Annotated in this window: 17 protein-coding genes; 6 read left to right on the top strand and 11 right to left on the bottom strand. The window is 39.5% G+C overall.

The window, feature by feature from the left end:
• Positions 1-333 precede the first annotated feature (333 nt).
• Entirely contained in the window at positions 334-2,016 is a 1,683-nt protein-coding gene (locus ACQKKK_RS17840) for an alpha-keto acid decarboxylase family protein (protein WP_427617785.1), read from the bottom strand.
• Between the two features lie 188 nt (positions 2,017-2,204).
• Between ACQKKK_RS17840 and ACQKKK_RS17835 the strand changes: the two genes are divergently transcribed.
• Together ACQKKK_RS17835 and ACQKKK_RS17830 are read left to right on the top strand one after the other, a co-directional pair.
• Entirely contained in the window at positions 2,205-2,342 is a 138-nt protein-coding gene (locus tag ACQKKK_RS17835; protein ID WP_427617783.1) for a hypothetical protein, read from the top strand.
• A gap of 61 nt (positions 2,343-2,403) precedes the next feature.
• Positions 2,404-3,804: a sigma-54 interaction domain-containing protein gene (locus tag ACQKKK_RS17830; RefSeq protein WP_427617782.1), complete on the top strand. Its 1,401-nt coding sequence runs from the start codon at positions 2,404-2,406 to the stop codon at positions 3,802-3,804.
• Positions 3,805-3,872: 68 nt separating this feature from the next.
• On the opposite strand, the gene cobT is transcribed toward ACQKKK_RS17830, so the two are convergent.
• From cobT to ACQKKK_RS17810, 4 genes are all read right to left on the bottom strand, one after another.
• Positions 3,873-4,919, bottom strand: coding sequence for a nicotinate-nucleotide--dimethylbenzimidazole phosphoribosyltransferase (gene cobT, locus ACQKKK_RS17825; RefSeq protein WP_427617780.1), 1,047 nt, complete (start codon positions 4,917-4,919; stop codon positions 3,873-3,875).
• A 130-nt stretch (positions 4,920-5,049) separates the two neighbouring features.
• Positions 5,050-5,598, bottom strand: coding sequence for a signal peptidase I (gene lepB, locus ACQKKK_RS17820; RefSeq protein WP_427617779.1), 549 nt, complete (start codon positions 5,596-5,598; stop codon positions 5,050-5,052).
• Between the two features lie 295 nt (positions 5,599-5,893).
• A complete protein-coding gene (locus ACQKKK_RS17815) occupies positions 5,894-6,601 on the bottom strand; it encodes a nitroreductase family protein (protein WP_427617777.1) in 708 nt (235 codons plus the stop codon).
• 115 nt (positions 6,602-6,716) lie between these two features.
• Complete coding sequence (locus tag ACQKKK_RS17810) at positions 6,717-7,133, bottom strand: Rrf2 family transcriptional regulator (RefSeq protein ID WP_427617776.1); 417 nt, start codon at positions 7,131-7,133, stop codon at positions 6,717-6,719.
• Between the two features lie 225 nt (positions 7,134-7,358).
• Between ACQKKK_RS17810 and ACQKKK_RS17805 the strand changes: the two genes are divergently transcribed.
• On the top strand, positions 7,359-7,904 hold the full coding sequence (locus tag ACQKKK_RS17805) for an NADPH-dependent FMN reductase (RefSeq protein ID WP_427617774.1): 546 nt from the start codon (positions 7,359-7,361) through the stop codon (positions 7,902-7,904).
• 115 nt (positions 7,905-8,019) lie between these two features.
• On the opposite strand, the gene ACQKKK_RS17800 is transcribed toward ACQKKK_RS17805, so the two are convergent.
• Both ACQKKK_RS17800 and ACQKKK_RS17795 read right to left on the bottom strand, forming a co-directional pair.
• Complete coding sequence (locus ACQKKK_RS17800) at positions 8,020-8,805, bottom strand: SDR family oxidoreductase (protein ID WP_427617772.1); 786 nt, start codon at positions 8,803-8,805, stop codon at positions 8,020-8,022.
• 15 nt (positions 8,806-8,820) lie between these two features.
• Positions 8,821-9,675 (bottom strand): RhaT/GlcU family sugar-proton symporter, encoded by an 855-nt coding sequence (locus tag ACQKKK_RS17795; RefSeq protein WP_427617770.1) that lies wholly within the window; start codon positions 9,673-9,675, stop codon positions 8,821-8,823.
• 894 nt (positions 9,676-10,569) lie between these two features.
• Between ACQKKK_RS17795 and ACQKKK_RS17790 the strand changes: the two genes are divergently transcribed.
• From ACQKKK_RS17790 to ACQKKK_RS17780, 3 genes are read left to right on the top strand one after another with little or no spacing between them, the layout of a single operon-like run.
• Positions 10,570-10,698, top strand: a complete 129-nt coding sequence (locus ACQKKK_RS17790) for a phage holin (protein ID WP_427617840.1) — start codon at positions 10,570-10,572, stop codon at positions 10,696-10,698.
• A 47-nt stretch (positions 10,699-10,745) separates the two neighbouring features.
• Positions 10,746-11,369 (top strand): M15 family metallopeptidase, encoded by a 624-nt coding sequence (locus ACQKKK_RS17785; protein WP_427617768.1) that lies wholly within the window; start codon positions 10,746-10,748, stop codon positions 11,367-11,369.
• 22 nt (positions 11,370-11,391) lie between these two features.
• Positions 11,392-11,559, top strand: coding sequence for a peptidoglycan-binding domain-containing protein (locus ACQKKK_RS17780; protein ID WP_427617767.1), 168 nt, complete (start codon positions 11,392-11,394; stop codon positions 11,557-11,559).
• A 174-nt stretch (positions 11,560-11,733) separates the two neighbouring features.
• Here the strand turns inward: ACQKKK_RS17780 and ACQKKK_RS17775 are convergent, their stop codons facing one another.
• From ACQKKK_RS17775 to ACQKKK_RS17760, 4 genes are all read right to left on the bottom strand, one after another.
• The gene (locus tag ACQKKK_RS17775) at positions 11,734-11,901 is read right to left on the bottom strand and encodes a hypothetical protein (RefSeq protein WP_427617765.1); all 168 of its coding nucleotides are present in this window, start codon (positions 11,899-11,901) and stop codon (positions 11,734-11,736) included.
• Positions 11,902-12,176: 275 nt separating this feature from the next.
• Positions 12,177-12,389, bottom strand: a complete 213-nt coding sequence (locus ACQKKK_RS17770; protein WP_427617763.1) for a hypothetical protein — start codon at positions 12,387-12,389, stop codon at positions 12,177-12,179.
• Between the two features lie 564 nt (positions 12,390-12,953).
• Positions 12,954-13,217: a CPCC family cysteine-rich protein gene (locus ACQKKK_RS17765; protein WP_427617762.1), complete on the bottom strand. Its 264-nt coding sequence runs from the start codon at positions 13,215-13,217 to the stop codon at positions 12,954-12,956.
• Positions 13,218-13,405: 188 nt separating this feature from the next.
• The gene (locus tag ACQKKK_RS17760) at positions 13,406-13,972 is read right to left on the bottom strand and encodes a GNAT family N-acetyltransferase (protein WP_427617760.1); all 567 of its coding nucleotides are present in this window, start codon (positions 13,970-13,972) and stop codon (positions 13,406-13,408) included.
• Between the last annotated feature and the right edge of the window lie 55 nt (positions 13,973-14,027).

Genomic DNA, 14,027 nt, shown 5'->3' with positions numbered 1-14,027 from the left:
TGAATAGAATCATGTTTAGAAAGCATCCTAATCACCTCAAGTTTTAATACTCCTATTTTAAAACAAAAAAGAATGTAGGCAAAAGCGGTTATATTTAATTGTTAAAACAAAGTTGATTGGAACGGGTGTGCGAGACTCCTGCGGGAAAAGCGCGTCCTATGGAGACCCCACAGGCGCAAAGGCGCCGAGGGCGGACCGCCCGCGGAAAGCGAGTGCCCTACGTTCCAATCAACGTTCGAGTTTTAAAAACTCTCAAAAAAAATGTAGACCAACTCGATTTTCATCGAATTAGTCTACATTCTGAAGCCTTCTCCGATAGAAGGCCTATTGGTATTAATTTTGTTTTTCCTGCTTCTCAAGATACTGCCTCATCTTATTAAGATACTCTGGTCCATCCATTTGATCTTTTACGATCATTTCTATAAGGCAAAGTTTTTCGGCGTTCATGTCCTGAGCCTTTTTGATGGCATCATCCAGTTCACCATTCGTCCTGACTCTTGCAGTGAAAGCCTCCTCGCCAAATGCTTCGGCTAGCTTTGTATAATCCCACTCTGGTATCTCGTTATATTTCTGTTTTTCTATATCGACTTTTACGTTTAAGAATTTTTCTATCGTATAGCCGTTATTGTTGAGGATAAACACAATGGGTTTGCAGCCGTTCTCCAACATCGAGCTTATTTCCTGTGCTGTCAGCTGTATCGAGCCGTCACCAGTAAACAAAAGTACACGACGGTTTCTATCCGCTATACAAGCCCCAAAAGCAGCGGGTGTCGCATAACCAATACTCTGCCAGCCTCCCTGAGCTATATAGGTCGCCCCTTTTGGCAATCTAACCTGTGACATACCATAAGAGAATGTTCCTGTTTCAGTGACCACAATGTCATTTTCCTTCAACATTTGCTGAATTCGAGGATAATAAGAGGCCGCCTCCAGTGGTGCTGATGGGTCTTCAACCATTGTGTCATACGGAAACAAGGTTGTTCCAACAGATTCTTTCTGCCGGTAGCCAATTTCTTTGAGAGCATTTAGAATATCTTCAGCATTGACATTCATATAACTGGCAACTCCCACTTTTAATGAGTCAGGTTGAACCTCTATCATTTTCAGTGGATTAAGCTTTGCTGTACCTTTGGATGTATTGACGTCTGACCAAACAGCTCCAACGGCTATGATGAAATCCGCTTCTTCAACAGTCTGGGTTACATCCTTACTTCCGAAAGCTCCGCCGTAAACACCAATATACAGGGGATGACTCTCATCAAACCCGCTTTTCCCCTGCATTAACGAAGCGACTGGAACATTTAACTGCTCAGCCAGCTGCTGCACGGACCCTTGCAAGTTATAACGGAGTGTTTTCATATCTACAAGCAGGACTGCTTTTTTTACATCCTCTAACATTTTCCTTATATTCTCCACTGCTGACTGCAATGCATCGTCATTCGTTTTGGTCTTATTTTGGGAAGGCTCGGTGTGGGAAATCACCGGCTTTGTAACGAGATCGATGGCCACTACCAAATAAACGGGCTTTTTCTTTTCCTTCGCAATTCTGATCGCTTCCGGTATCTCCCTAGCCGCGTTTTCTGGTGTAAGAATCGCCGTATAACTGGTGATATGCTCATAAACCTTACGGAAAACATCGAAATCTCCATTCATTAACGTATGATGGACAAGCTCCTTCTCCTTTTGCATCATGGACTTTGGCGAGCCGACAATATGAATGAGCGGCACATTTTCACTGTACGCACCAGCGACTGCATTGCATGCACTCATCTCACCAACGCCAAAGGTGGTGATTAGTGCCGACATGCCCTTCACCCGGGCATAGGCGTCCGCTGCGTATCCAGCATTGAGTTCATTTCGTCCATTAATGAACTCAATCCCATCGTAATCTTCCAAAGTATCTAGCAATGAAAAATTATAGTCTCCGGGCACACCAAAAATCTCTGTAATGCCCTCTGCTTTTAGGCAGTCGTATAAATATTGTCCCAAGGTTCTGTTTCCAGCCAAGTTAATCACTCCTTCATCGATTCATCTCTACTTTATTAATACCCAAACATAAGTAGGTTAACCGTATAAGTATCCATTTAAATAAGAGCTGCCTTCGCTAATCTATTAATCTAATTTCAACTTTGATAAATGAAGCAGGTGATATTGTCCTAGAATGGCGTGAAAATCTTTAACCACTCAAAGGGAAGAGGATGCTTTTGAAGGCGTTGAAGAAAATTTATTATGCCCCAACCATTCAAAAAACGAACCGCTACCCTAAAGCTACTGCCTACTATAAAAATACGGATTTCAAAAAAATGATTCAATTCCAAATCAAAGAATCTGAAAATTCTTGATTTCACCTCTAATATTGATTTATATTTGAATCAACCGAAAAAGCGTACAAGGGGGAAAATAATGAGTGAAAACAATGTAAAAAGAGTTTTGGAAACCATCATCAGCACATCGAATAATAATATTACCGTGACTGATGAAAAAGGCTTCATTTTATTTACGAATCCTAACCATTGGTGGATTTATGGAATTGAACCCGACCATTATCTTGGAAAATCCGTTTACCAGCTTGAAACGGAAGGAATCCTTACTCCTTCAATATCTGCCATGGTATTGAAAGAGAAAACACCTGTCCAAATCATGCAGCATACGAAGACGGGAAAGATCGTCATGTCGACTGCCTATCCCATCTTTGATGATGATGGTGAATTGATTCGTGTCGTCAGTTATGCCCAAGATCAAACTGAAATCAGGAAACTTCAGGACCAGTACGGCCAATTGGAGAAAAAAATTCAAGAATATCAATCGGAGGTCGAGGAACTCAGGGAACAGGAGGAGCTGATCTATCGCAGCAAGGAAATGCGGCAAATCGCCAAAACGATACTCCGTGTTTCCACAACGGATGCCACTGTCATGCTTCTTGGGGAATCGGGGGTGGGCAAGAGCGTTTTCGCCCGCCGGCTCCATAATCAGAGTTACCGCAGCAAAGAGCCATTTATCGAAGTCAACTGCAGTACCATTCCAGAAAGTCTCTTTGAATCTGAAATGTTTGGATACGAGGCGGGATCCTTCACCGGTGCGCAAAAGCATGGAAAGCAAGGGCTGATCGAACAGGCAGATAATGGAACCTTATTTCTGGATGAAATCGGGGAGCTCCCCCTGGATATGCAAGTGAAATTATTAAATGTCCTGCAAGAGAAGACTTTTAAAAGGGTGGGCGGAAAAAAAGAGCATAAAATAGATTTCCGGCTTGTAACCGCAACGAATCAAAACCTTGAGGAAATGGTCGAAAAGGGAACATTCAGGCTCGATTTGTATTACCGCTTAAATGTGATTCCCGTCCAAATACCGCCTTTACGGGAAAGAAAAGAAGATATTGCCATCTTAATCAATCATAATCTCGAAATCATCAACAAGAAATACAAAACAGATAAGAAGTTGCATCCTTCCACTTACGAAATCCTGATTCAGCATAAATGGTCAGGGAACGTGCGTGAATTGGAAAATCTGATTGAACGGCTCATTCTGACCTCGGAAGACTCCATCATTTTCCCAGGCTTCCTCCCCTCCCATTTACATGGACAAGTATCTTTGGAGAAAAAAGATGATACCTTAATGATCGACCAAATGATGGTTGAGGATCGTGATCTCAATACCGCTCTTGAACAAGTGGAAAAATGGATGATGATGAAAGCGAGTAAACAATGTAAATCCACATATGAAATGGCAAAATTCTTAGGTATAAGCCAGCCTTCAGTCGTTAGGAAAATGAAGAAATATAAAGGTCAATTACCCATTAAGTAAAAGTAAACTAAAAGAATATTTCACTGCAACCTAATAGGAGACCTTCACATGAAGGTCTCTTATTTCTCTTATTTATTTGACACGCCTGCCGATTCAAATGTTGCCATTTCTTTAAGGACCAATGTCGCTGCCTTTAGGATGGGGTATGCCACTGCGGCCCCTGTTCCTTCTCCGATTCTCATTCCCATATCGAGTATCGGCTCCTTACCAAGCAATTCTATGGCTGTTCTATGACCTGGTTCAGCCGATCGATGTCCAACAAACATATAATCTGCTGCATGTTCGGCTAGGAGGTTGGCCAATACAGCGGCCGTGGTTGTAATGAAACCATCAACAAGAATGGGTATACGGTTATTCGCTGCAGCGATCATGGCCCCAGCCATACCTGCAATTTCGAATCCACCGATTTTCATCAAAATATCGATTGGATCATCAGGACTAGGTTTTCTTAATAAAATCGCTTCTTCAATTATTCTTTGCTTATGTAAAATGCCTTCAGACTTTAAACCTGTTCCCTGTCCCACTAGCAATTCGGAGCTTTTCCCGCTTACGACGGAGATTATGGCGGAACTGGATGTCGTATTTCCGATTCCCATTTCACCAAGAATCAGGCAGTTCACTCCACGGGCAATCATTTTCTGTGCACGATCATATCCAATTTCAAGCGCTTGAAGTGCTTCTTCCTTTGTCATCGCATCTTCTTTATAAAAGTTTCTAGTTCCACGGCGGACTTTTCTCGAAGTTAATTCCGGAGCCTCAATATCTCCATCGATCCCGATATCAACAATGTCCAAGTAAGCATCTATCGCACGGCTGAGTACATTGATGGCAGCTCCATCATTCAGGAAATTGAGTGCCATTTGTTCCGTCACTTCTTTTGGATATGCCGACACCCCTTCTTCCGTAATTCCGTGGTCGGCTGCAAACACGATAACACCCGGTTTAGAAATGTCCGGAAAGGCCTCTCCTGTCATCTTGGCCAATTCGATTATCCATTCCTCAAGTCGCCCTAAACTTCCCTGAGGAAGCGTCAGTGAATCGACATGGCCTTTTACCTGCCGTCCCATATCTTCATCCAGCATCGGGATGGAAATGGCGGTTAACCCATTCGTCATATTAAAAACCTCCATAATCCAAAATGAAAAACCTTAACCATCGGAAAAGGTTCTTACCCATCATTTTCTATAAATACAACTTAGTCAATCTAATTATCCTCTAAACTAACTTGTGACACACTAAGATCATTTACTTCGGCACTCCTATTTCATTTAATGGATAGATGCGAAATTCCACTTTGCCCACAAGTGATTCCTCTGAAATAAAACCAAATCTTCTTCCATCCCAACTGTTCCTGCGATTGTCCCCCATGACAAATAAGTGACCAGCAGGTACCTTGGATTTCCCAAGTAAATCATTCAGGGTGAAATTCTCCGTCAGATTTTCTTCAGGTGGAATTTTCTCTTTTTTCGTTTTCAAATATGGTTCTGTATACTTTATTCCATTAATAAACAGCCTATCATCTTTCATTTCGACACTGTCACCTGGTAAACCGATCACCCTTTTTATATACTTCTCATCTGCGTCCGGTGCATTAAATACAACCATATCGAAACGTTCTGGCTTTCCGATTTTAGTTACCACGAGCCGGTCATTGTTTTCATAAGTCGGCTCCATTGATTCACCCTTGACGGTAACTGGCGTAAATAAAAACTGTTGGCAAATAAACACGATCATGAAAGCGAATAAGATAGATTTCAACCAAGAGAACACTTCAGTTTTCATATCATTCTTCATAAGGACTCCTCCCATCCATTTTGAACGGCTAACATTTGAAACCAATCCATGAAGCGTCAAGACCAATTTTTCAGCTCTGTTAATCCCTTAATGCTGAGTTTTGCCGGTCGGTTCTTAGAGGAGATATTCAAAAAGAATTATCTGGAAAAATTGTAACATATCCATTTATCGCTTGCGAGAATTAATCATTTTTATTAACTGGAGCGCAGAGCAAATCTAAAAGTATATCGAAAAAAGGATAGCGAATTTTAGCTATCCTTTTACTGGTATCCAATCCTTGCTCCAATGTTGAACCTTAGTATTTATTCCAAGTCAATAAAGTATCAAGTGGCAAACGTACTTTTTCAAATCCTGCTTTCATTCCTTTTCCAAGGGAAATTAACATGACGGGTTTGAAGTTTTCAGGTACATTGAATGCATCCACAAATTTGGCTTCATCGAACCCTCCCATTGGGACTGTATCATATCCTTTTGCTTTTGCCGCTAACATGATCTGCATAGAAACCAAGCCACCGTCAATCATGGCTACACTTAAAGCCTTTTCAGCAGAAAAATTACCGTAATTATGCATGATCGAAGCCACATATGGCTCTTTGATTTCATTCTTCATGATTCCTTTATTCACCAATTCACCATAAATCCGCTCAGCATTTTTGTAACCTTCTATATCAGCTAAAACGGCAATGACAGTAGAGGCATCAACAATTTGTTGTTGGTTTTTTGCGATGGGCAGCAATTCTTGTTGGGTTTGCTTATCTTGAATCACAAGGAATCTCCATGGCTGTAAGTTGGAAGAAGACGGTGCTTGAATCGCAATCTCCAGGATTTCTCTAATTTCTTCTTCAGTCATCACGTATTCAGCATCGTATTGGCGAACAGATCTCCGTTCTTTTGCTACCGTAATGAAGTCTGTATCAGTAAGGACCTTCGGCTTTTCAAGCGGTATATTCAATTCTTTCGATTTATTTAGGTACTCTTCTTTACTCATTATATTTTTTGTCATGTATAATGACCTCCATTTAACTGTGTTTATTACAGGAACAGTATATTACGAATACTGTTCTTTTGTCAAACACAGTTAAAAAAAACGAAACCCTATTAGTTTCGTTTTCTCAGGTTTAAGATTTTGATAGTAAATCAGCAATCGTCTTTTGTTCCAAGCCCTGTATAATCCAGCTCTCCATCTCGTTTTTCAAACCGCATAAAGCTTGGCGAGAAGAAGGTTGAAAGCATTTTTTATCATTCACATCAAGGAAGCCCTTTGAAAAAGGTTCGGATTTAATTGCTGCGTATATATCTGCAAGTATGATTTGTTCGGGATTTTTGGCTAGTGAATATCCACCATCCCTGCCTTCCTTCGCTTGAATCAGCCCTGCCTTAACTAAATTACTTAATATTTTTCTGAGAAAACCCGACTCCGAATCAAGCTTATCGGCCAATTTAGTACTATTACATAATCCATCCTGATCAGCAAGAACAAGCAGAGCTTGTACTGCAAGACTAAACCACATTATACTGGAAACCTTTTCAGACATTTCTTTCACCTCTCTTCTACTTTAAACTATTTTTCAAATGCCCGCTTCCTTTTTTGGCTTTATTATGGAGAAGCATTTCCACAGTGGTTTGAAAGAAGGGCGAATCGGTGAAAAATTATTTCCTAAGCATCCTTTTTTCCTTTCATTTAATTTCCAATTATAATAGATAAGTGAAACTTATTAACATGATTATCCATGAAAAATAAACAATCGGAGGTAATGAAGATGAAAGTTGTTGCAATAGTGGGAAGTATTCGGAAAGAGTCTTACAACCTAAAGCTTGCCAAATATATTCAAACTAGATATCAAGATCGTTTTGATCTCGAAATCTTAAACATTCGGGACCTTCCTTTTTATGATCAAGATATTGAAAATGATCCTCCTGCAGTCGTTAAAGAATTTAAAAGCAAAGTGGCTGATGCAGACGCAGTCCTATGGGTAACACCTGAATACAATGCGACGATTCCAGGCGTATTGGGCAATGCCATCGATTGGTTGTCACGTGTGGATAAAGTCTTGATCGGCAAACCTTCATGGATCATGGGTGCATCAATGGGGCAATTAGGAACGGTTAAAGCTCAATTGCATTTACGTGAAATCCTATTCGCTCTAGGCATCTCCTCCCCGCTCCTTCCCGGGAATGAAGTATACGTTGGAGCCGTGCATGACAAAATCGATAACGAAGGCAGTCTTACACATGAGTCGACTGTCCAGTTTATCGATACGGTCGTCGATAACTTCATTAGCTGGTATAATCACCATACTCGTTAATGCTTTTAAGACAAGAATCCCAGCAGATCGATCCTGCTGGGATTCTTGCTGCATCATTCATTAGTTAAATGGGCCTTGATGGCAGCGTTCCCCCTACCTTTTCCTAGCGGATGCATTATCCTCTTCCAGCTTGGAACGAAGGATATTTGGTCATTCCGCCATCAGCGAATAGAGTGATGCCCGTTACATAACTGGATTCTGAAGAAGCCAGCCATACAGCAACCGCGGCAATTTCCTCTGGCTTTCCGATATACCCCATTGGAATCATGCTTTCCAGATCCTTTTTCTTTTCGGGATCTTCAAGCTTGTCAGCATTTATTGGCGTGGCTATGGCTCCAGGCCCAATGCTGTTCACACGAATTCCTTTCGGTGCATACTCAAGCGCCAGGGTTTCCGTAAGCAACTTCACACCGCCCTTGCTTGCTGCGTAGTGAACGAATAAGGGCCAGGGAATCATCTCATGTACACTGGACATGTTTATCACATTCCCTTTAACATTGTTCTCGACAAAATACTTGATTGCTTCACGGCAGCCTAAGAAATTACCTGTTAAGTTGGTATTGATGACTCTATTCCAGTCGCTTAACGGCATTTCGTGCGATGGTACAGGATTTTCTATTCCTGCATTATTAATGAATATATCGAGTTTGCCGAATTCCTTTATCGCAGATTGAACAAGGTTAATCATATCTTCTTCAACCGTGACATCGCCTTTCACTGCAACAGCTTCCCCACCATTGGTTTTGATTTCTTCCAATACACTATCCGCTTCCTCTGATTTATTGCGATAATTAACCACGATCTTTGCCTTTTCCTGTGCAAAGCGAATCGCCATCGCTTTTCCCAACCCAGTGGATGAACCGGTTATCACAACGACCTTACCTTCTAAATCTGTATACATTTCATCGCCCTCCAATTAACTTTTTGCCAGTCCGAGCATAATCCCGGCTATGATGATCAAGATAATTCCAATAACGATTCCAATCAGTTGACGTTTTGTTTTCTTTTCACGTAAAATGATGATCCCGCCAAGAGTTGAGATGACTATGCCCATTTGAGATAGGGAAAAACTCGTTGCGACTCCCACACGAGGCTGGGAAATGAATAAAAACATGTTACCTGCTGCCCATATCAATCCGGGAATGATATTGCGAATCGCATATTTGTTAAACGGTTTATGTTTAAAAGTCAATAACAGACCGCCTATTACCATACCAATCGCTTGGGGGAACAACGCCGACCAGCCATTAACATCAAAAAGACGGGCAACGACCACATAGACCAAATAACCAAACGTCGAGATGAGGAGAATAACAATTCCTTTTTTCAAGTTTCCCTTTTTCCCCTCTTTTGACTCTTTATCTTCCAATGAAGTCAGGACAATACCAATAATAATGAAAACTAAGGCCAAGACCCCTAAAATGATCGATTTCATTGTGGACCATTCGTGAAAAACAATGACTCCGAATAAGGTGGTTGATATGAGCTGCATTCCGGTTGAGATTGGCATCGTTTTAGATACGCCCATTAAATCAATGCTCTTAAGCTGATTAGCTTGTCCAACAGCCCAAAAAAGACCAGAGACAACCCCTACTCCAAACACCAAAAGAGACAACTTAATATCAGCAAAAATAAAAACCCCAATTGAAAAGATCAAGGCACCAATCGTTGTACCTAATGTTTGACTATAGGGTCCCCCACCTAGTTTCACATTGAATAAAACGATGCTTCCCCAGAATAATGCCGGCAAGAGAGCTAATAATATATCCATCTTCAACCCCCATATGTAAGTTCAAATCCAAAGCAGGAAATTTTTTATCTTCTTTTAATATGTTCGCATTCTTTGAATTGAGTCTTGGTAATTTTATGAAGTATCCTTTGGTTGAAGGAAGGATTGATTTAGATACATCAGTCGCAAAAAATGGTCGATACAAAAAGGGCTACCCTCGCAGTCCTCAGACTGTAGACAAACTCGATGAAAATCGAGTTTGTTTACATTTTTTTATGGCTTGTACAATTTGAACATTGATTGGAACGTAGGGCACTCGCTTTCCGCGGGCGGTCCGCCCTCGGCACCTTTGCGCCTATGGGGTCTCCCTTGGACGCGTTTTTCCCGCAGGAGTCTCGTACCTTCCGTTCCAATTAACTTCGTTTTAACTTTTTTGGTTATGGTTCAGTTTTACACTCTACACGTCCACGAACAAAAGAAGGATTCTTCTGCAAACATGATTATCCATGAATGTAAAGAAGTTGGACAATTGGACATGGCAAGGTCCAAGAATGGCTTATGCACGATAACTGGCCTTGTAATTGGCTTTTTCACTTTTAGCAGGAATAGGGATAAGGACGTTAAAAAGGAAGCTACAGAATCGGCAATCTCAAGTGCAAAGTTAGATAATATTGGACAATCAATTGATTCAATTAGAATTGATTTTAAGGCAAGTGATCAACGTTGGACTGCCTTATCTGAAAGAGTTATTCGAAATGAAGAAAGTGTGAAACAAGCTCATAAACGAATTGATCAATTCGAAAAAAAGGAGAGATTTGATATGGATAAAGCAAAACAATATGTAGCATTGATTGGCGGTGCATTGGGTGCACTGCTTTTATTTTTTCAATCGCTAGGTTATCAGGTTGAATGGTTCAATGAGATTACAATCAACTCATTTATCAACTTCCTTACAGCTGCCGTTCCCTTGTTTTTGCTTTATATGGTGTTTATAAAAATCAATATTTAGTAACTAAGAAAGCTCAAAAGCAAGAAGAAGTTTTAAAAAAACAAGGATTAAAATAGGCTGCCCATCGGGTGACTTTATTTTAAATTAAAAGGAGACGATGAAAATGACAGTAGCATTGCAAACTTTATTAGATCGTTCAATTAAAAACATGGGGTCCGGTATCAATTTAATTGTGAAAGCCTCTGCATTAGAGATGATTAAAAGGGCTTATAAAGAAGGAATTTACACTCAAATCAGCGCAGGTTATCGCTCCATGGAAGAACAAGCTTCACTATACGGTCAAAGACGTCTATATTATAGTTACCACGGTAACAATTATGGTAATCTAGCTAAGCCAAAAGTGACAAACGCTTTGCCAGGACAATCTTTCCATAACTTTGGTGTAGCGATAGACTATTTCCTTGTAAGTGATGACGGAAAAACACCCTTGTGGACCATTAATACTAAATGGAAACGTGTAGCTGCTATTGGTAAAGAATTAGGATTTAAATGGGATGGAGATTGGACAGGCATTAAAGATTATCCTCACTTGGAAATGACGGGTGGATTAACCTATTCACAGATGCAAGCAGGCAAAAAGCCAAGTCTTTCTTTAAAATTCAAAGCTGATGCTGGAACTATTGTTATTGATCCACCAAAGAAAGAGGTGGCATCTGAGGTTAGTAAAGAATCTTCCAAGAACAAAGGGGATAAGCACTATCGTTTCCATTCAAAAAACATTAAATAGTCGTTATAAAGCTGGTCTTGTTGTGGACGGATATAATGGCCCTAAAACCAAATCAGCACTTATCAAAGCTTTACAAACGGAACTTAATAAGCAGTTCAATAAAAAACTTGTTGTGGATGGTAAATGGGGAGCTAAAACTAAGGCTGCCATTGTCACTTTCCAAAAGGGTGCAAAAGGCAACCTCACATGAATTCTACAGGCTACGCTTTACACCAAAGGTTACAACCCTGGATCACTGGATTCCATCTTTGGAAAAGGTACTGGAACGGCATTAGAAAAGTTCCAGAAAGCTAAAAAGATACCTGCAGATAAAAAGGCAGGTAAAGCAACTTTCACTAAATTGTTTGCTGCATAAAAAGAACGTTCAGATTTGTTTTTTATTATTCAATTTAATAATGAGTTTAAATATAATAATAATTGACATTAATATTATTATACCAATCAAAGTTTTTTGACCAAAATCGAAGAAAATCATACTTAATAATACTATAAGAACCAAAAGAGTAATTCCATTGCGTTTAATAAATTCCATATATAAAGACCTCCTAATAAAGTTGAAAAGTAGTAAAAAAGATATATTTTTGATAATATTACCATTTTCATTCTATATACACCACTTGATTTATACGAAAATCCTCACTGGAGCCCATATTCTTATTAATCTGTTGGGTCCATACATATGCGGAAACTGCAGCTGTCCAGTCAGGATCTTTCTTGAAATCTGAATTTAGAACTGAGAAACTTTCACTCTGTAAGAAATTAGTTTCTTTTGAATGCAAGTAAACTTTGATATTTATGTTCATTTTTTTACCTTAAAGAAGGATCGTACCAGCGTTCACCAATGATCATATTCTCACCTTTCCTTGTATAAGTGAATTTCGCTATATTTTGACCTTCTAAATGATAAGGTGCTTCCCAGAAAATCGTCACCTCACTGATATCGTCCTCTTTGGCAAGATTAGCTGCTAAATCCTCACTATACATCTCAAGTAAGTTCTTAGTCCTCTTTTCGTTGTTCATAGCGTCAAATTTCAAATATGGTAAAACTATATAACTCCCATCATTTAGACCTAAGTTTTCGTTAACTTCCATATCACTAACAGTCGTTTGGCTATAGTTCTTATCTATAATGCTGTTAATTGTTTCTTCGATTTCGTCTTCCCTGGTCGTTTCCGTATCGGGAAACCATTCTTCCTCTAAATCTTCTTCCTGGCTTTCTTCACTCTGTATCGTCTCGTTAGTTGAAATAGAATTTTTTTCAACTACAGGTTCTTAAGTAATCCTAAAAATCTCAACATTTCTTTCCCCCATCTACTTGATCATGTGATAATTCCTCATCGTCTTCATATAAATCATCGACCTTCACACCTTTAGCTTATCTGTAAGATATTTCAATTTTAGGATATATTCCTATATTTATCCATATGGAGATTTGGAATGATAGAAATCCTATAGCGCCAGCTGCATATTTACTTTCTAGCTAATATTAAAAGGAGACCTATAGTATTACGGTCTCCTTTTGTGTTCTATGGAACTAACGCACCAGTTAGTTGATGAACAAAATAACAAATACTATATGTATCCTCACTCTAACGGTTTCCAATTTGGATCCTTTATATCGGAATGATTTGGTTTTCTTACGTTTTCCGAAAAATCTAGATCGCTAACGCCAAATTTTATAAAGTTTTGTTGTGACTCTCTAAAAGAAATTTTATTTGCACCGTCTTCATCTGGATATTCATATTGGTAATTATCATCTTCCCAAAAACAAATTCTACAAATATCATATGTTCCTGGGGGTTCTTCATCTAATGTTTTATATCCACAAAAAGGACAAGTATATTTCATACAATCACCTCGACAATTCTTATGAATTTGAATTCTACTATGATTTCTTATGCAACTATCCTGCCCCCATAAGAAAAAGAGCTGCTGAAGCAACTCCCTTATTGAAGTAAAGCACCTTTTAGTTTTATAAGAAAGGGAACCTTCTTCAAGAATCTCGCCCTTTAGCTGAAGATGCATGTTTTTCCAAGTTAAAACGATGCCTCATCATTCCATTGGACAGGGGTAACCATACCCTTCTCAAAATCACTTCGTAATATCCCATAACCGATGGAATCCAGATATTCATTCGATTCAGTCTTCCAACATGCTCTATAGTGGGCTTCCTTAAGATAGCCACATGTACGAAAAACCTTCCTCATCGGTATATTGTCTTGCCTTGTTTGTCCTTCGATACGGATGATTTTTGGATAGGTATTGAATACATGTTCAGTAAGCCAACAAACAGCCTTTTTGCCAATCCCTGTTCCTCTGTTTGCAGTCTTGATTCGCAAGTCAAACATAGCCGACTGATCTAACAAGTCATAAACTCGAATAAGTCCCACATTTTTTATTGTTTGCGGGTTTTGAATCCAGAATGTACGACTCTCATCGCTATGATAATTACCTTCGTCGATAGCAGAAATGATTCGATCTCTTGTAGGAACAGGATTTACGTAATAATCCCATCTGTCTGATGTCAACCAATCAATAAGCTGCGTTTTTTCGTCAAGTGTAAACGGAACGAAGGTAAGTGCTTCTGTGCTATAACTAGACATTCAACAACCTCCCTATATTTTAAGGATGCAATGTTTACTAATTATCTCAGCCATA

It is taken from the genome of Peribacillus sp. NPDC006672 (assembly GCF_050274955.1).
In the GTDB taxonomy this organism is placed as follows: domain Bacteria; phylum Bacillota; class Bacilli; order Bacillales; family DSM-1321; genus Peribacillus.
The sequence above is the reverse complement of the archived record's forward strand: the minus strand, read 5'-3'. Positions and strand labels throughout refer to the sequence as shown.